The following is a 17,096-nucleotide window of genomic DNA, read 5'->3' as shown; positions in this document are numbered from 1 at the left end:
TTTTTATACCTTAAATCACACAAAACTTCAAAAGCAAATATCTATTTCTTAAAAAAAATCTATATTTTTTGCTTATTACTACTATACTGCATCCATTTAATCTAAATATATTAATTATTTAAGGTATATGTTAATAATTTATAAAATACTTTTTGTTTATAATACCACAATTTATCACCACTGTAAATATTACTCACATTTTGCTGTTGTATTATTTTTATATGTGTGTAAAATAAAACTTATTATAAAAAAAGGAGAGATATTATGAATTTTGAAGACTTATTAAATGACTTTTTATCCTGGTCATTAAAAAACGGAATAAAATTAATACTAGGTATTATAATTCTTGTGGTTGGCTGGAAGCTTATAAAAAAAGTCATTACAACTTTAAATAACTTTTTAGAAAAAAAAGGATTTGATTCTACTCTTCATTCTTTTTTAGATGCTTTAATAAATATTTCACTGAAAACTCTACTTATTTTTGTAGTTCTTCAGTTTATGGGTATTGAAATAGCAGGTCTTGCTGCTATAGTTGCATCTGCAGGTTTTACTATTGGTCTTGCCCTTCAAGGAAGCTTGTCAAACTTTTCTGGTGGAGTAATACTATTATTAATGAGACCATTTAAAGTTGGAGATTATATAGAAACTTCAGGGCATGCTGGTACTGTTGAAAACATAAAAATATTTTATACTCATTTAGTTACTCCAGATAATAAGGAGATTATGATTCCAAATGGTACAATTGCAAACAATAGTATGATTAATTACACAAATAAAGATACTAGAAGAGTAGATTTAACTTTTGGTGTAGGATATGAAGATGATATACTTCATGTAAAACAGACCTTATTTAAGATCATAGAATCAAATGATAAAATATTAAGTCATCCAGAACCTTTTGTAAGTATTTGTGAACACGGACCAAGTTCCCTTAACTTTGTTGTGAGAGTTTGGACAAAAACAGAAGATTATTGGAATGTATATTTCTACCTACTTGAAGAAGCTAAGATAAAATTTGATGAAGAAAAAATTAACATACCATATCCTCAAATGGATATTCATATGAAATAATTTAAAGAGAGTGAAGTTTTCTAAACCTCACTCTCTTCTTATATTAGCTTTATATTTGCAAGATGAGAATTCTCCCTTAAATATTTATGTTCCTGTTCATAATTTGGCATTATGTTCTTTACTAAAGCCCAGTAATCTTTAGAATGATTTTTATGAATCATATGACACAATTCATGAATAACAACATAATCAATAGCTTCATTCCTAAACATTATAAGTTTTGAATTAAACACCAACATATTGTCATAAGAACAACTTCCCCATCTACTCTTTAACTTTTTAACCTTAATTTCTTTAGGAATAATCTTAAATAAAACTTTATACCTCATTACTTTTTCTTCTACTATTCTTAAAGTTTCTCTCTTTAAATATTCTTCTAAAACTTTCATAGCATTTTCTTTAATCGTAACATTCACCACAAATTTATCATTAAAAAATGCAACAAAATTTCTTTTCAAAAAAGGTTGTTCAATAATTTCTATAGAGTATTTTTTTCCTAAATACATAATTGTATTTACTTCTAACTCTTCTCTACTATTAATCTCCTTTATTTTTCTTGATATCCATTCACTTTTGGATTTTATAACTCTTTCTATGGTATCCTTACTTGTATTATTAGGAACGCTAACTTTAACATTTCCTTCTACATCAATAGAAATTGATATAGACTTTTTCTTCTTATAAATTATTTCATACTTTATCTTACTCATATTAATAATAATAAAATAAGTTAGAATTATTAACAATATAAAAAAGGTAGGAGGATATTTATATATTTTTATATTTATAACAATATATAAATATTTCTTTTTAGGTTAATAAGCTTTAATCAATTCAAATCTCTCTATACATATAGAATTTTACTAAATCTATCCCAGATACCCTTTTTAATCTATAGTTTTCTAAAAATAAAAGAAGGATATTAAACCTATCCTTCTACCAACATAATTAATCTATATTAATTCTTTTCTGCCTAGTCAATTTAATGCTCTAAATGTATCGTTTTTTCCTTTCTGCCCTTCTTCTAAGACTCTTCTATACTTTACTAAATCTGTTTTTATCATTATAGTTTCAATCACGATATATTTTAAATAATCTCTAAGATTAAACCAATAATGTCCTGCTGATTCAACACCTGCTCTATATTGAAAAACTTATAATAAAAAGTATATTAGTATCTTTAATAAATCCATATTAATTTTCTCCAAAAACTAAGGAGCTGTATCAGATTGAATTAATAAATTCAGTCAGAACACATCTCCTTTTTTATTGTTATATTAAATTTTAAGTAATAGCTTACTTTAATTCAGGCCATAGTCCCTTATTAGCTACGTATAATTCATCTAACACCTTTTTACCCACAGTGTAATTAGGTATTGTTTTGTTAAGCATCACAGCTTCTAAGGCTTTTTGGTAAGATCCAGATAATGCTGCGTCAACTGTCATTTTTTCATATGCTTTTTGCATTTCCATCAATCCTTTTTGGAAAGTTGGTATTTCACCAATATTGATTGTTTCAGCTCCCATTGATCCAATATAAGCTGGTGTCTCAACAACTGCTTCTGGATCAAAATTAGAGATTGCACCATGATTCTTTTTATTGACTATAAATCTTTCCCTAGTATTATGAATAATTGCATAAGCAATATCTACAATATAATTGCCATGAACTCCTGCATGTAGTGAAGAATCCTTAGCCGATCCTTCTGAAATCACTCTACGGCATTCATCATAAATACGTTTTTCCCTACCTTGCATCACATAATCTCCACGAGTAAATGAAACGTCATCATGCGCAACCATTTCATCTGGAGTCAAATAATACTGTAAGTAACAATTAGGGAAATACTCTGGAAATCTTTTAAATAGACTAATCATTTGTTTATAAGTATTCACCCAATATTGATCTCCAACAGTTTCATCATTTGACATTAAAAGCGTATCAATTTTACCTGAAAGAACATCTTCACGTAATTGTGGCAACAAATCAAAGCCATTTTCATCATAAACATTTGTCCACCAACCAAAATGATTCAGTCCAAAGTATTTAAATGTTAAATCACGGTGCTCCTTATTAAAGTACTTTGCAATGGCACCTTCAATTGAAATCGGCATATCACAAATACACAAAACATTTGCATCTGGAAACTCACGATAAATTGCTTCTGATAAAATAGCCTCCGGATTTGTATAGTTTAAAATCCAAGCCTTAGGACAAACTTCTTTTACCTTTTTAACTATTTCTAAAACAGCTGGGATTACCCTCATAGCAAAGGAGAATCCACCTAAACCACAAGTTTCTTGACCAACAACACCATTGTTTAAACATATTTTTTCATCAATAGCTCTTTGTTTATTCAAGCCAGGACGAATTTGCATAAATAAGAAATCAGCACCTTTTAAAGCTTCATCAATATTTGTTGTGTATATAACATTTACTTTAGAGCCTAATTCCTTATAATACATTTTCGTATATTGTCCAAGCAAAGAAACTCTTTCTTCATCAATATCATATAAAACTAAATCACTTAAGTTTAATTCTTTTGCACGCTTTCTTAAAACTTCTAAAATACCAGGTGACTGAGTAGAACCGCCACCAACCATTACAAATTTATTACCCATTTTCTATCTTCCTCCAATTTTCAAAAACTATTTCTCACTTTATACATGTACTTTTTTTAAATAATCTATATAAGCTTCAACTTTTTCACGTTCTTTTTCTACACCCATACCAATGACGATTTGGATATGTTTACCTTTATCAACAATTCCAGAAGACTTGACTTTTTCTTTTAATACTTTAATGTCAACTTTATTTTCATCTTTTACATCAACACGTAATCTTGTGTAGCAATTAATGATGCTTTCAATATTGTCTGCACCACCTAAACCTTCAACAATATTTTGAATTTGTGGTTCAAATCCTGAATCAGAATTATCTACAATGGAATCAATGAATGGCTCACTTACAACCTCGGCTCCTTCACGTCCTAATGTTGGAATATTTAACTTAACTATTAATTTTTTAAATACAAAATACTCTAAAACAGCAGTTACTATAAAGATTATTGGAATTAAATATTGATGCCCTAAGCGTGTTGGAATTGCAAAACTATTGATAATCATATTTATTCCTGTATCAAACTGAATAGCAATACCTACTAGGTTTGTAATGAATAAACTCAATCCATATACTACAGCATGCGCTACCCATAAAACTGGTGATAAAAACAAGAATAAAAATTCTAGTGGCTCAGTAACACCAGCCAAGAAAGCTGTAGTTACAGTTGGAATTAAAATTGTAGCAACCTTCTTCCTATTTTCTGGACGTGCCGTTTTCCAAATTGCAAAGGCAATACCAATTGGTAAAGAAATTGAACCAAAGTTTGATAGATAACCTATCGATGGATGCATTGTTGTAATTTGACTTGCATTTCCTAATTCTGCTAACCAGATATTAAATGCACCGTTATACGTTTGACCCGCAATTTCTGCCATACCGCCAAGTGGAGTATAAAAAATTGGCATCCACAAAAAGTGATGTAAACCTACTGGCAAAAGGAGACGATTTAAGAACCCATAGAAGAAGAACCCTACTGATCCCGCAGTTGTAGTTGTTTTAACCACTCCTTCAACTGCTGAATTAACCATTGGCCAAACATAAGTAATTCCTATTGCAAACAGAATTGTTGCAAATACGATTAAGATGTAAACAGACTTTGTACCAGCATATGGTGACAAATACTTATGTAGCTTAATTTCTCCGAATTTATTGACCATCCATCCTACGAATACACCTAAAGATATCCCTAGAAAAACTCCCATATCAGTTACTTGAATACCAAAGACAATTCCTTGTCCAGTACCATAAAGTCCTTGTTCTCCAGCAACAGCTAAGCGATCCGTAATTGTTAACCAAGAATTATTTGCATATAAAAATATTAAAAATGTAATAATCCCTAAAATTGCCGCATCTGTTTTATATTTTGGTTTTGCTAATGCTGCAGCAATTCCTACACAAAATATAACGCTTAGTTGACCAATCATACCACCAGATAAAATATTAAAGATAAAATCCCCAATATTTTTTGTGAAGGTTGGCATAAATTCCAGTTTTAAAATTGCACAAACTGATAAAATAATTCCAGTCACCGCCATAAACATTACTGGCTGAATAATTGCTTTTGAAAAAATACTAGCTGATTTAACAAATTTCTCCTTCATATATATGTCCCCCTTTAATAGTATTAATTTAATTATTACAACTTTTAAAAAAGTTAATAATCAACAAATACTTATACATTTTTGTAACTACATGTAACAATCTGATTATCTGCAAATAGTTGCTTCATTTGTGAGTCACACAAAATTGATACTTCCTTCATCCTTTGAATATTGAATGAAGAATTGAAATACAGAATCTCATCTACATAAGCTGGATGAACCATAAGCTCTGTTATCTCATTATCCTCAACTTGATCAAGGACTGCTTGAACTTCCTCGAAACATCTAATTCGGTTTTTTTCAAAAGGTATTGTTAAGTCACGAATTGCGGAATGATCCATTAAATCTAGAAACCCCTTAATTCCCTTCTGAACAGGTAAATCTATATTTTCTTCTAACTCAAAGACATTTCTAAAACACAAATGATATTTATCTGCAATTCTTTTCGTTATCTCCAAGTTTTCAGGAAATGTATGGGCATGATGATGACTATCTAAATGAGTCAACTTAAGTCCATGATCCATTAAATAATCTATTTGATGAGACCATTCCTGAAAAATTTCTTCATCACACATTTCATTACGATGTTTTTTATATTCAGCTAGACTATAAAAATATCCGTTTTCATCTATGAGTGACTCTCCTTTAGTTAAAGGTTTTCCACAAGTTAAAACAAGATGACCTCCTACTCCAAGATCTGGATTTTCCTTAGCAAGCGTAATAGCTTCATCACATCCTGGCATATTTGCCATTAAAGTTGTAGAGGTCAGAATCCCTTCTTTATAAGCTTTTATGATTCCTAGATTGACCGCTGAAGAGTATCCAAAATCATCAGCATTTATAATTACTTTTTTCATAATCTCCCTCTTTCATTAAAGACGATCTTTTAATTTAAAGAACAATAAAATCTAGATTTTATTAAGCTATTCTTTCATAACAGCTTAACAGATTTATTAAAGAAACTATATTCATACAATTGTATTTGCTTTCTTTATGTTAATAGTATATTATATAAAAAAAACGTAAACAACGCTTATACACTAGTATGGCTACGATTTCATTTTATGAATATATTTTCACAGGAGCGTGATATTATGTCCAAAATTTACTATTTAAATCGTTTGTTTCCAAACAGTAACTTTCGCGATGAAGATGAAAAAATAATAGAGAGCATTATAGAATCAATTAAAAGCAAAGACATCATCGATATTCGTACTGTTGCACAAATGAACTATACCTCACAATCCTCAATCAGTCGCTTAGCAAAAAGAGCAGGCTTTAATAATTTTAAAGAACTCATTTTTTTCCTTTCAAAAGAATTTTCACATAAGTCTACTAATCAATTGGAATACTTGCCTTTTGTGAGTGTAACTCAAGACTGGGATCAAATAGATAGTTATTTTAATGATGCTTTTTCTAATAAAAAAATCTACTTGTTTGGTGAAGGATTTTGTCAAACTCTAGTTAATTATACTTATCGTAAATTACTCTTAAAAAAAATTTATGCTATTGATTTAGAAGGTGTGGAAATCAGTTTGGTGTCAGATCAAACACCATATACCTTAATTACATTTTCTCAATCAGGCGAAAACAAAAACGGTTTGCTCAAAATGGATGAATGTAAGATTTATGGTGGTAAAGTTATTGCTTTGACAGCTACAGAACACAGTAGCTACACTGCTAAAAGTGACCTTTCCTTCATTGTAGAAAGTGGAAGCACTGGTATAGATCACGAAAATCAAAATTTAAATTATTTTTTTGGTAACTCTTTAAATTTAATGGAGTACCTTATAAATCGTTATACAAAAGCATAAATCTTTTTGATTTATGCTTTTTCAGTTTGTTGAAAAAGGGACTATATCCAAAAAAATTTGATACAGCCCCTTTTTTATTTACTAAAGGTATTTTTTGATGCAAATATTTGAAATAACATAGTTATTAAAAACGCCTTTATATCTGTGTTCTTAGGATTTTTGACTAATTGTAAAATGAAATTGAACTAATAAAAAAATCCATAATAGATTATTCTGTGTTATGATTTAATCGCCAAACCAAAACATACACGAAGGATAATCAATATGGATCATTCAAATATTAATACAGAATTAAGCAAAAATAAACACTTGATTTTTTTAGAACGTATGACTATAGAGCTTCGTTTGAAATATGGATTTTCAGCATATAAGATATCTAAAGAACTTGGTAGATCAATAAATACTATTCTAATTGAAATACGTCGTGGTACAACTATTCAAATAAGACAAGGAAACCATGTTCAAGTATACATTACCGATACTAGCGAAGCTGTACGTAATTTTAAACTATTAGAATGTAGCAACTTTAGTAAGTATACTGTAGACAAAATTACAAATGACTCATGGTCACCAGATGCTTCTATTGGGGAAGATACCAATGAGTGTCATAATGGTTTGATACGACATTTTTACCAAAGGGAAAACGTATATCGGACTATTCATGTGATGATATTGCTTTTAAGGATAATAAACCTATCCTTCTACCAACATAATTAATCTATATATACTTTTCTAATTTCTCTGATTTCTTATAAGATTTCTGTATAATCTCATTTGGATATCCAATATACTCTAAAAGCCTTATGGCATTTCTAGTTTTAGAAACTCCCTTTTTTAATTTGTAATCAAAGCTTAATCCTGTATTATCATCTATATCTTCGCTAAAGTAATAAAATTCATACTCATCTTTAAGCATATCTGTTAATTCTCTGTCATGAGTAGCAACAATCGCAATAGCATTTCTTTCATTAATATAACTTAATATCTCTGCTGAAGAAGATATCCTTTCAATAGGATTTGTTCCCCTAAAAATTTCATCAATTGGACAGAAGACTGTTACATCTTTTTCTAAAGCTTTAATTATCCTAAGTATTGATTCTGCTTCTGCTAAATAATAACTTTTTCCAGCATTTATATCATCCTTAGGAGCAATAGATGAAACTATATTTAAAAAACATCCTTCATACTCTTTTGCCATAACAAAATTCATAGTTTGAGCTAGAACTATATTAGCTCCAAGCATTCTTAAAAAAGTAGATTTCCCAGACATATTTGTACCTGTAAGGACTATTCCCTTTCCATCAATACTTATTGAGTTAGGTACAGGCTTTTTTAAAACAGGATGTACCCCATCTATAACCTTTAATTTATTTTCATTAATGAATCTAGGCTTTGATAGTTTATTTTTATTACAAGCCTTATAGCTAGCTATAGCTGTTAAAGCATCTAATTCACCTATTAAATAATAAATTCTATATATTTCACCTGCATTCTCTTCAATTTTGTCACTTATTTTATAGAAAGTAGTTTCTTCTAATAAAAAAGGGATTGATAGTAACTCAAGTAATCCTCCAAAGGCATTAATTATTTTTATTACTATAGTCCCCTTTTTTAAAGAACTAATATTTTCTAAGTTATACTTTAAGTTTTCAACATAGTAAGATATCTTATGATCTTTAATTTTACAGATTTTTTCACTAGCTATAAATAAATCACTTAAATAACTTAGTCCATGAGACTTAATTATTTCCCGCTCTTTTCTATTAATCTCTATATTTACAAATACACTTACTAATAATAAAAGATTTAGTCTAGGTTCTTTAAAAATAAAGGCTAAAACAATTAATGCTATAGGAATAATATTCCCAAGAACCTTATATAACCAATACTTTTTCTTATTTACAGGTAATTTATCAGATATCATCTCTAATAATCTATTTTTCTTATCATATCCTAACTTAAATAAATTAAATCTTATCTCTGTGGTCAAATCTTGATTTTCTATAAAATAATCTATTAATTCACTTCTTTTATTAAGTTTCTCCTCACTCATTAATGGGTTTTTAAAAATAGAATATAATACCTGCTCTCCAGGAGTGGAATATGTTTTATCTATCTCCCCATATATATCGTTCATACTTAAGTCATTCCAAGTTTGATCATCAATAGAATATTCATTTTCTTCACTAATATCACTTAAAATCCTTATTTTATCAAACTCTCTTGTTTTATTTTGTTCCTTTAAAAAGTCAACTCTTACATCATCCTTTAAACTCATAGTCACCCCTCCAATTTAGTCTATATTATCACATAAAAAACACACTTAACAATATTTCACTTATATAAAGTAAAAAGGTGTAGAAAAATCTACACCTTTTTATGAAACACTGCAAACGATATAACATTATAAAATAATCTTGCCCGTTTGGGGAAACAGGTACTTAATCCTGGGAGAATTAACTACAAAGCAAGATTAATCTTATAACTTATATTATATAGGAATTCTTGCTGAGCTCAAGTAGGCAAAAGTCCCGTTTTTTCTAGGACTTTTTTCCTATTTTTCTATTTTTTTATACACTCTTCTATTATAATATCCCTCTATACCATTATTTATGGCAAAAATAGTAGCATGAACTCTATCTTCAACTCCTATCTTTTTAAATATAGCTGTTACATAATTCTTTATTGTTTTTTCTGATAAATATAACTTTTCTGCTATATCCTTATTTTTAAGTCCATTAGATATTTCAAGTAATATTCTAAGTTCTCTATTAGTTAATGAATCAAGTAAATTATTTGTTCCCTCAATATTCACGTCATTAATAAATGAGTCTATCAATGATTTATCTATATATTTGCCACCAGCATATACTGTTCTAATTGCATTAGTTATTTCACTTCCAGCCGATTCTTTTAACACATATCCTGAAGCACCTAAATCCATTGCTTCTCTTATTTTTCTTCTTTGCTTTTCAACTGTCAAAATAATAACCTTTATTTTATTCCATTTATTCTTTATGATTTTTAATGTTTCTATTCCATCTAAAGCATACATATTTATATCTAAAAGAACTATCTCTACTTCTATTCCTTCTATTTTTTTAATTAAATCTTCCCCACTACTGCTTTCTGCTACTATATTTAAATCTTTTTCATAACTTAGTATCTTGCTTAATCCCTCCCTAATTAAAGCATGATCATCAGCTATTGCAATATTTATCATCTATCATACTCCCCCTAATAATAGGCACCTTTATCCTATACTTTGTTCCTTGATTTATTCTCGAATTAATGTCTACTTTACCACCTAATCCTTCTACTCTATCCAATATTCCGACTATTCCATATGATATTTTTCTTAGCTTTGACTCATGTATTACCTCTTCTAAGTTAAATCCCACTCCATCATCTTTAAAACTAATAAACAAGTAATTTGTTCCTTTTTCTATTAAAATTTCCACATAGTTAGCTTTTGAGTGCTTCTTTACGTTACAGATAAGTTCTTGTACTATCCTATAAATACCAATTTCCACTGTATTATTACATTTGTCGTAATTTAACATCTTAAACTTTATATTTATATTACTTTCATCTGAAAAAGTATCAATTAAATCTTGAATTGATTCCTCTAAAGTTTGTTTCTCTAAGTATGGAGGTCTTAAATCAAATATAATTCCTCTTACTTCCATTAATGCTTTTCTTACTGTACTTTTTAACTCATCTATTTCTTTAAGGCCTTTTTCTAAGTCTTCCATTAATATTTTCTTACAAAAGTCTATTCTCATTATTGAACTTGCCAAATATTGAGCTGCTCCATCATGAACTTCTCTTGCTATTCGTCCTCTTTCTGCTTCCTGTATTTCTAGTATCTTGATAACCATCTCTTGATTATTCTTTTCATTCATACTAGCAACAGTTTTGCCTAAATCACCACATAAATAGTTTAAAACTACATTTACTTGACAGACAACGCTTTCAGCTTCTTCTATGTTTTTAAGGTAATTTTTTAAGGATATTTCAATTTTGTCCCTTTTTCCCCTTAATTCACGCTCTTCTTTTTGTTTAGTTATATATCTTACTTTAGTTTCAAGAGCTTCGTTGTAAACCTTCTTTACTAATTCATCAGATACAGTTAAATTAGCTGAAATTTTAGCTAGTTTATTTCTCATCTCCCTATCCTTTTTTTCTAATTGGTCTACTTCTCTAATTGTCTCCTTTATATTAACTAAAATTATCTCTAACTCCTGTTTTTGATTTTCAAACTCATTTTTAAGACTCTCTGTAATACTAAATATTTTATCTTTACCTTCATTTATTTCTTCTATTACTTTTTCTAAAATCAAATTTATATCTTTTATACCATTACCATTACCCATTACCTACGTACCCCTTATTAAGTAAAATAATCTGCTAATTAAAGTATTCAATATTTTACTTAAAACTCCTTCTTTTTATATATGATTATATATTCTTACATATTTATTCACTAAATTTATAAAATAAAAACTCACAATCGTGAGTTTTTATTTATCATTATCTTTTATTATCTTATTAATAATCTCAACTCTATCTTCTCCTAAAACTAATGATACCTTTCTATCAACATTACCATTCTTAACTAGTCTTTCTTCATTTACTTCTATCATTTTTAAAATCTTTTTTTCTAGATCTTCATAAGACATTAGGTCTTCTAAATAAGTATCAATTGCATCTTTCACAGCTGTAGCTAATTCTTTAGGATTTCTATAACTAACTCTCATCTTTAAGTACTCCTTATAATTTAATATAACTTTCACTTAAAGTTTAACAACTGGATAATAAAATTGCAACACTTAAGACTAATATAGATTTTTTATCATTTTATCAACTTACTTTACATATATTTTTATAAATAATATTAATGAGGTGATTTTAAATGAAAGAAACTAAATTTTATAAGACATTAAATATATCTCTTCAATCAAAAAGATATACCATAGTACAAGACATTATAAATAGCTGGGATAATAATTTAACTAAAAGTGAAGTCGTTTGTGAAGATATTCTCGCTATGTATAAGATTAAGCAGATACCTTGTTTAAAAGATATAGTTAACCTAATAATTAATAAGTGTGAACCTCTAACCAATATAAATGATAATGAATATTTTCTTTCGCTTAATAAATCAATTATTAATTATTTTCAAGATAAGTATTCTAAAAATCCAGAGATAGCAATTACTAAAGAAACAAATGAATTAAATAATTATAAAAAGTTACTTAGCTTGCTTATTGAATACGACCCAGCTCTTGCTATTAACCTTATAAAGAAGCTAGATAGTTAAAAGAGGATAGGCTAGGAAAAAAATTCATCCTAGTCTATCCTCTCTTATAACAAGTGAGTTATATATCTTATACCACTTTTGCACCGTATTTTCTAATCTGTAATAATGAATTATATAAGCAACTGACAAAACTCCCAAAATAAACATTAATACTCCTAGGGGCAAGCTAACATTATTATAAAATATAAAAAAAGTAATAAAGAAAAGTATAATAGTCATTACCATTACTATTAAATGTACAAATCTCTCATGTTGAAGAAATTGTATTTGAGTTTTATGGTAATTCGCAAGTTTATTTGCTTCATCATTATTTAACTCCTGCTTTAATATTTCTTTAAGCCACTTCTCATAATTCTGTATATACTCCTTCACACTAACACTTCCTATTATTAAATTAGACCTTCTAAATCACAATGAACTTCTTCTTTAACCTTGTCCCATTTAACTAAATATCCTTGTCCTTTTGAGCAAAAAATTGAAGTAGATGTGTATTCTATATCTGCATCTTTATTATATCCTCTACTTTCTATTACATCTTCCCAGTTATGACACTTATCATACCCATCATATGTAAGACTAATACTACCTTTTCCCTTTGTAAATGCATTAAATTCATTACTATAATCCATAAATGTAGATACTGGCCCTCTCCCCTGTATAACTACCTTATTTTCATTTTGTTCTGGGGCATTAAAGCTTCCACTTAATCTTTGTATATCTGAAATAATTCTTCCCATATATTCTATATCTGCACTAATTTTAAACCTATAGTATGGCTCTAAAAGAATATTTTCCACCTGTTCTAGCCCCTGTCTTATTGCTCTATAAGTAGCTTCTCTAAAATCCCCTCCGCTAGTATGTTTCAAATGAGCTTTCCCTGTTAAAAGAGTAAATTTTATATCAGTAATTGGAGAACCCGTAAGTATTCCTCTATGCTCTCTTTCAAATACATGTGTTTTTATAAGATTCATCTGTCCTATATTTAAATTATCACTATGACACTTATTTTCAAATGTTATTCCTTTGTCCCTATTATTAAGTTCCATTAATAAGTGAACTTCTGCATAATGTCTTAACGGCTCAAAATGACCTGATCCAATAGCCTTTTCTTTAATGGTTTCTTTATATAAAATATTACAAGGCCCAAATTCAATATCTAAGTTAAACCTTTCCTTAACTATTTCCTTTAAAATTTCAGTTTGAATCCTTCCCATAATATGAACATTTATTTCTTCAAACTCTTCTATCCATGTTACATTCAATAAAGGATCCTCACTATTCAAGATCTTAAAGTAATTAAATACTTCTTTAGCATTTATATCATCATTAAATATTACCTTTGATACCATAATTGGTATAAAATCATATTCTATCTTTTCTTTCTTATACCCTATAGCTTCACCAGGGTATAACTCTGTAACCCCTGTAACTCCAAATATATCTCCAGCCTCTACAGAATCAACACTCTTAAATTTTTCACCATTATAAATCCTAATACTACTAATCTTATCCTTTTTGTCTTTATACTTAATTTCATCCCTTACTTTAAATTTTCCATTAGTACATTTAATAAATGTTATTCTAGTTTTATTATCATTATCATATTTCACCTTATATACAGCACCTTTAAATTCACCTTCACTATCATAATTTGTATATGTTAGATTATCTAAAGCATATATAAATTCCTTTATACCTATATCTTGTAAAGCCGAACCTGAAAATACTGGATAAATTCTGCACTCTTTTACTTGATTTCTTAATGCTCTAATCCATTCATCTTTACTATATTCACCATTAAAATACTTTTCAATTAACTCCTCATCATTTTCTGAAATTCCTTCAACTACTTCTTCACTTAACTCTTCTTCTAAACCATTTTCTATGAAACAAATTTTATTAGAAAAGTTAGTTTTTATTTCATTTATAATTCTCCCTACCTCTGCCCCTACTCTATCTATCTTATTTATAAATATAAATGTAGGCACATTATTTTTCTTTAATATATTCCATACAGTTTCTGTATGACCTTGAATTCCTTCTACTGCACTAATTATTAATATTGCATAATCTAACATGGATATAGTTCTTTCCATTTCTGTAGAAAAATCAACATGACCTGGGGTATCTAACAAATAATATGTAGATTCACCAATATTAAATATGGCATCATGAGAAAATACAGTTATACCACGTGCCCTCTCTATATTATGATTATCTAGATATGAATTCTTGTAATCAACTCTTCCTCTAGTTCTTATACTGTTTGTATGATAAAGCAATTGCTCTGAAAAAGTAGTTTTTCCAGCGTCTACATGTGCTAATATTCCTATAGTTTTCTTCATATGATATATATCCCTTCTTTTATTACTTACTTTTATTATACAAAAAAATAATCCTAGTTTGAAAACCAAACTAGGATTATTTACTAAAAACTACTTATTTTCATCTATTAATTTTAAAATAGTTTCTTTACATCTTGATGCATGACAGAATCCAGTACCTGCTCCTGTCTTTTCACTTACTTCATCAAAAGTTTTTGCACCATTCTTTATTGCTTCAACTATTGTTTCTTCCGAAACACCTTTACATAAACATACTGTATTTGACATATGCTCAACTCCTTTTCTATACATATAATTTCTGCAAAAATTTTTTTTTTATTCTTCTATAGATATTGCTGCTACTGGGCAATTTTCACACGCTTCTCTTACAGCATCTTCAGTTCCATCTACAACTTCACCTGCAACTGCTATTCCAGTATCTAAGGAGAAAACTTCTGAGCATGTTCCTTCACATAATCCACATGATATACAAATATTTTCATCAACAAATGCTTTCATAAAACTAAAACCTCCAAATAACCTTTATAGCATCCCATATCAGACTAGAATGCTCAACTATATTATCAATTAATAATCGTTATTTGTCAATACCTTATATTATTCAACTTCTGAAATTAAAGGATAATGATCCGAAGGATACTTTCCATTTTCATTATATGTTAGTATTTGAATACTTTTAATTGATAAATTATCTGTCACGAAAATATAGTCGATATGAATCCCCTTACTTCTCCCTTTAAATCTGCTCATTGTGGTATGATTGTATATTTCTTTTTTATAGTCCTGAACAGCTACAAACTTTTTATTGTTATAGTTATATTTTCTTATTTCTTCTATAACTTTAGAATTTGGTGATGCATTAAAATCTCCCATAAGAATAGTTGGTAAATTTTCTTTACCTTCTTCATTTTCAATAAAACTTAGTATCTTCCTCACTTCATATACTCTTGATTTTGTAAACAAAAAATCCAAATGAGAATTACATATTCTATACTTATTCCCATTATTATCTCTTATCACAGCAGCTGTGCATATTCTAGGAAATACAGAATACCATCTAGAGCTACTTATTTTTTGTGGAGTATTAGAAAGCCAGAAAGTTTTATATTCTTCTACATGAAATTCTCTAGAGATAAATATATCATTTCTTTCTAAAAACATTTTTTTACTTCTTGGAGTTCCGACCACATAATATTCATCTAACACATCCACTAATTCTCTATGCATAACATTTGTTAACTCTTGCACTCCAATAATATCAGGCTTATATTTCTTTATAATATTTATTACCATATCTTTTCGATTTGTCCATCTGTTATTAATATCTAAAATAAAATCACATCTTAAATTAAATGTCATTATTCTCATAAGAAAACCTCTTTTAAAAATTATTTTTACAGCACAATTTTTGCTTAAGTGCATAGTATAAAGTATAGTTAAAAGGGAGTAGTTATAACTATAGGGTCAACATACTGGTCGTTAGCGCCTGGCCTTATAACCCATTGGGTAACGAGACTTTTAGCACAATCTATTTAGGTTGTGTTAAAAGTCTTTTTTAATTCTTTAATTGTTTATTATACTTACTACCTGTATTTATCCCAAGTTATTTTAGATATAGGTATTTTAAAAATTTATCCCTAAATAATAATAAAAAGTGGTAGACTCCCTACCACTAATTTTTTTTCCTATCTTCACCTATATGCTCTATTCTATATCCAATTTCTTTATTAGCATGTTTATATGCTTCTCTTATCATATCTTCTTCTGAAATACTGCTATTTAAAGAGTCTAAAGTTAATTGATATCCAGATTTATAATACTTTTCTAATAAATACTTTTCAATATCTTCTTGACTTCCTATAGAATAATCGTGAAGAATATGCTTAACTTTAAATCCTGCATCTCTTAGTGATCTTCCAACCAATATTGCTCTATGACACCTTATTGGATCTTGCATAGCACCAAGTAAAGCAATTCTATACCCTTTTTGGCAACCATTCTTTAATCTTTCCATTCCCTTTATAAATTCTTCTTCCTGAACTACTTTCTCAAAATCTGAATACCCTTCATCATTATAAGAAACTTTATTTATACGTTTAGCAGCTAACTCTTTTGCCATATAAATATATATAAAACCTTCTCTTTCAAGAGTTTTTTGTATAATTTCTTTATTATATTGGATATTATACTTAGAATAAGGAGTACCTCTAATATCTACAACGCAATTAATATTATAAAATCTTAGCATATCTATCAGTCTCTCTACATCATAATTTGAATGACCTATTGTAAATATCTCCATACTAAAGACTCCCTTCT

The 17,096-nt window shown here is 28.4% G+C and carries 17 protein-coding genes and 1 pseudogene; 4 read left to right on the top strand and 14 right to left on the bottom strand.

What is annotated here, in order from left to right; genetic code table 11:
* Positions 1-264 precede the first annotated feature (264 nt).
* A complete protein-coding gene (locus G594_RS0104255; RefSeq protein WP_027097431.1) occupies positions 265-1,071 on the top strand; it encodes a mechanosensitive ion channel family protein in 807 nt (268 codons plus the stop codon).
* Between the two features lie 38 nt (positions 1,072-1,109).
* Here the strand turns inward: G594_RS0104255 and G594_RS0104250 are convergent, their stop codons facing one another.
* The 4 genes from G594_RS0104250 to G594_RS0104235 form a co-directional block, all read right to left on the bottom strand.
* Positions 1,110-1,781 (bottom strand): M48 family metallopeptidase, encoded by a 672-nt coding sequence (locus tag G594_RS0104250; protein ID WP_027097430.1) that lies wholly within the window; start codon positions 1,779-1,781, stop codon positions 1,110-1,112.
* A 586-nt stretch (positions 1,782-2,367) separates the two neighbouring features.
* Positions 2,368-3,693 (bottom strand): family 4 glycosyl hydrolase, encoded by a 1,326-nt coding sequence (locus tag G594_RS0104245; protein WP_027097429.1) that lies wholly within the window; start codon positions 3,691-3,693, stop codon positions 2,368-2,370.
* Between the two features lie 39 nt (positions 3,694-3,732).
* On the bottom strand, positions 3,733-5,295 hold the full coding sequence (locus tag G594_RS0104240) for a PTS transporter subunit EIIC (protein ID WP_027097428.1): 1,563 nt from the start codon (positions 5,293-5,295) through the stop codon (positions 3,733-3,735).
* Positions 5,296-5,366: 71 nt separating this feature from the next.
* Positions 5,367-6,152, bottom strand: coding sequence for a carbohydrate deacetylase (locus G594_RS0104235; RefSeq protein ID WP_027097427.1), 786 nt, complete (start codon positions 6,150-6,152; stop codon positions 5,367-5,369).
* Between the two features lie 237 nt (positions 6,153-6,389).
* Between G594_RS0104235 and G594_RS0104230 the strand changes: the two genes are divergently transcribed.
* On the top strand, positions 6,390-7,109 hold the full coding sequence (locus tag G594_RS0104230) for a MurR/RpiR family transcriptional regulator (RefSeq protein WP_027097426.1): 720 nt from the start codon (positions 6,390-6,392) through the stop codon (positions 7,107-7,109).
* A gap of 264 nt (positions 7,110-7,373) precedes the next feature.
* A pseudogene (locus G594_RS18330) lies at positions 7,374-7,700 on the top strand (helix-turn-helix domain-containing protein); the annotation flags it as partial.
* A 127-nt stretch (positions 7,701-7,827) separates the two neighbouring features.
* Here G594_RS18330 and G594_RS0104220 read toward each other — a convergent pair.
* From G594_RS0104220 to G594_RS0104205, 4 genes are all read right to left on the bottom strand, one after another.
* Positions 7,828-9,387 carry a MutS-related protein gene (locus G594_RS0104220; RefSeq protein ID WP_027097425.1) on the bottom strand — a complete coding sequence of 520 codons (1,560 nt, stop codon included), beginning with the start codon at positions 9,385-9,387 and terminating at the stop codon, positions 7,828-7,830.
* A 276-nt stretch (positions 9,388-9,663) separates the two neighbouring features.
* On the bottom strand, positions 9,664-10,332 hold the full coding sequence (locus G594_RS0104215) for a response regulator (protein WP_027097424.1): 669 nt from the start codon (positions 10,330-10,332) through the stop codon (positions 9,664-9,666).
* Complete coding sequence (locus G594_RS0104210) at positions 10,310-11,485, bottom strand: sensor histidine kinase (RefSeq protein ID WP_034865878.1); 1,176 nt, start codon at positions 11,483-11,485, stop codon at positions 10,310-10,312. The genes G594_RS0104215 and G594_RS0104210 overlap by 23 nt, the downstream gene beginning before the upstream one ends.
* Positions 11,486-11,632: 147 nt before the next feature.
* Entirely contained in the window at positions 11,633-11,869 is a 237-nt protein-coding gene (locus tag G594_RS0104205) for a TIGR04540 family protein (RefSeq protein ID WP_027097422.1), read from the bottom strand.
* A 155-nt stretch (positions 11,870-12,024) separates the two neighbouring features.
* Here G594_RS0104205 and G594_RS0104200 point away from each other — a divergent pair, with 155 nt between their 5' ends.
* A complete protein-coding gene (locus G594_RS0104200; RefSeq protein ID WP_027097421.1) occupies positions 12,025-12,432 on the top strand; it encodes a hypothetical protein in 408 nt (135 codons plus the stop codon).
* A 24-nt stretch (positions 12,433-12,456) separates the two neighbouring features.
* Here G594_RS0104200 and G594_RS0104195 read toward each other — a convergent pair whose 3' ends face one another.
* From G594_RS0104195 to G594_RS0104170, 6 genes are all read right to left on the bottom strand, one after another.
* The gene (locus G594_RS0104195; protein WP_027097420.1) at positions 12,457-12,804 is read right to left on the bottom strand and encodes a hypothetical protein; all 348 of its coding nucleotides are present in this window, start codon (positions 12,802-12,804) and stop codon (positions 12,457-12,459) included.
* A 17-nt stretch (positions 12,805-12,821) separates the two neighbouring features.
* Positions 12,822-14,777 (bottom strand): elongation factor G, encoded by a 1,956-nt coding sequence (locus G594_RS0104190; protein ID WP_027097419.1) that lies wholly within the window; start codon positions 14,775-14,777, stop codon positions 12,822-12,824.
* 90 nt (positions 14,778-14,867) lie between these two features.
* A complete protein-coding gene (locus G594_RS0104185; RefSeq protein ID WP_027097418.1) occupies positions 14,868-15,044 on the bottom strand; it encodes a (2Fe-2S)-binding protein in 177 nt (58 codons plus the stop codon).
* Positions 15,045-15,092: 48 nt separating this feature from the next.
* Positions 15,093-15,275 (bottom strand): ferredoxin, encoded by a 183-nt coding sequence (locus G594_RS0104180; protein WP_027097417.1) that lies wholly within the window; start codon positions 15,273-15,275, stop codon positions 15,093-15,095.
* Between the two features lie 99 nt (positions 15,276-15,374).
* Entirely contained in the window at positions 15,375-16,145 is a 771-nt protein-coding gene (locus G594_RS0104175; RefSeq protein WP_027097416.1) for an endonuclease/exonuclease/phosphatase family protein, read from the bottom strand.
* A 304-nt stretch (positions 16,146-16,449) separates the two neighbouring features.
* On the bottom strand, positions 16,450-17,079 hold the full coding sequence (locus tag G594_RS0104170; protein ID WP_027097415.1) for a DUF488 domain-containing protein: 630 nt from the start codon (positions 17,077-17,079) through the stop codon (positions 16,450-16,452).
* Positions 17,080-17,096: the final 17 nt, after the last annotated feature.

Source organism: Clostridium paraputrificum AGR2156 (assembly GCF_000424025.1).
In the GTDB taxonomy this organism is placed as follows: Bacteria; Bacillota; Clostridia; order Clostridiales; family Clostridiaceae; genus Clostridium; species Clostridium paraputrificum.
Note: the sequence above shows the minus strand (reverse complement) of the source record. Positions and strands in the feature narration are given on the sequence as shown.

Coding starts and splice junctions, on each gene's coding strand:
- G594_RS0104255 (WP_027097431.1), top strand. CDS start 265: ATGAATTTTGAAGACTTATTAAATGACTTTTTATCCTGGTCATTAAAA.
- G594_RS0104250 (WP_027097430.1), bottom strand. CDS start 1,781: ATGAGTAAGATAAAGTATGAAATAATTTATAAGAAGAAAAAGTCTATA.
- G594_RS0104245 (WP_027097429.1), bottom strand. CDS start 3,693: ATGGGTAATAAATTTGTAATGGTTGGTGGCGGTTCTACTCAGTCACCT.
- G594_RS0104240 (WP_027097428.1), bottom strand. CDS start 5,295: ATGAAGGAGAAATTTGTTAAATCAGCTAGTATTTTTTCAAAAGCAATT.
- G594_RS0104235 (WP_027097427.1), bottom strand. CDS start 6,152: ATGAAAAAAGTAATTATAAATGCTGATGATTTTGGATACTCTTCAGCG.
- G594_RS0104230 (WP_027097426.1), top strand. CDS start 6,390: ATGTCCAAAATTTACTATTTAAATCGTTTGTTTCCAAACAGTAACTTT.
- G594_RS0104220 (WP_027097425.1), bottom strand. CDS start 9,387: ATGAGTTTAAAGGATGATGTAAGAGTTGACTTTTTAAAGGAACAAAAT.
- G594_RS0104215 (WP_027097424.1), bottom strand. CDS start 10,332: ATGATAAATATTGCAATAGCTGATGATCATGCTTTAATTAGGGAGGGA.
- G594_RS0104210 (WP_034865878.1), bottom strand. CDS start 11,485: ATGGGTAATGGTAATGGTATAAAAGATATAAATTTGATTTTAGAAAAA.
- G594_RS0104205 (WP_027097422.1), bottom strand. CDS start 11,869: ATGAGAGTTAGTTATAGAAATCCTAAAGAATTAGCTACAGCTGTGAAA.
- G594_RS0104200 (WP_027097421.1), top strand. CDS start 12,025: ATGAAAGAAACTAAATTTTATAAGACATTAAATATATCTCTTCAATCA.
- G594_RS0104190 (WP_027097419.1), bottom strand. CDS start 14,777: ATGAAGAAAACTATAGGAATATTAGCACATGTAGACGCTGGAAAAACT.
- G594_RS0104185 (WP_027097418.1), bottom strand. CDS start 15,044: ATGTCAAATACAGTATGTTTATGTAAAGGTGTTTCGGAAGAAACAATA.
- G594_RS0104180 (WP_027097417.1), bottom strand. CDS start 15,275: ATGAAAGCATTTGTTGATGAAAATATTTGTATATCATGTGGATTATGT.
- G594_RS0104175 (WP_027097416.1), bottom strand. CDS start 16,145: ATGAGAATAATGACATTTAATTTAAGATGTGATTTTATTTTAGATATT.
- G594_RS0104170 (WP_027097415.1), bottom strand. CDS start 17,079: ATGGAGATATTTACAATAGGTCATTCAAATTATGATGTAGAGAGACTG.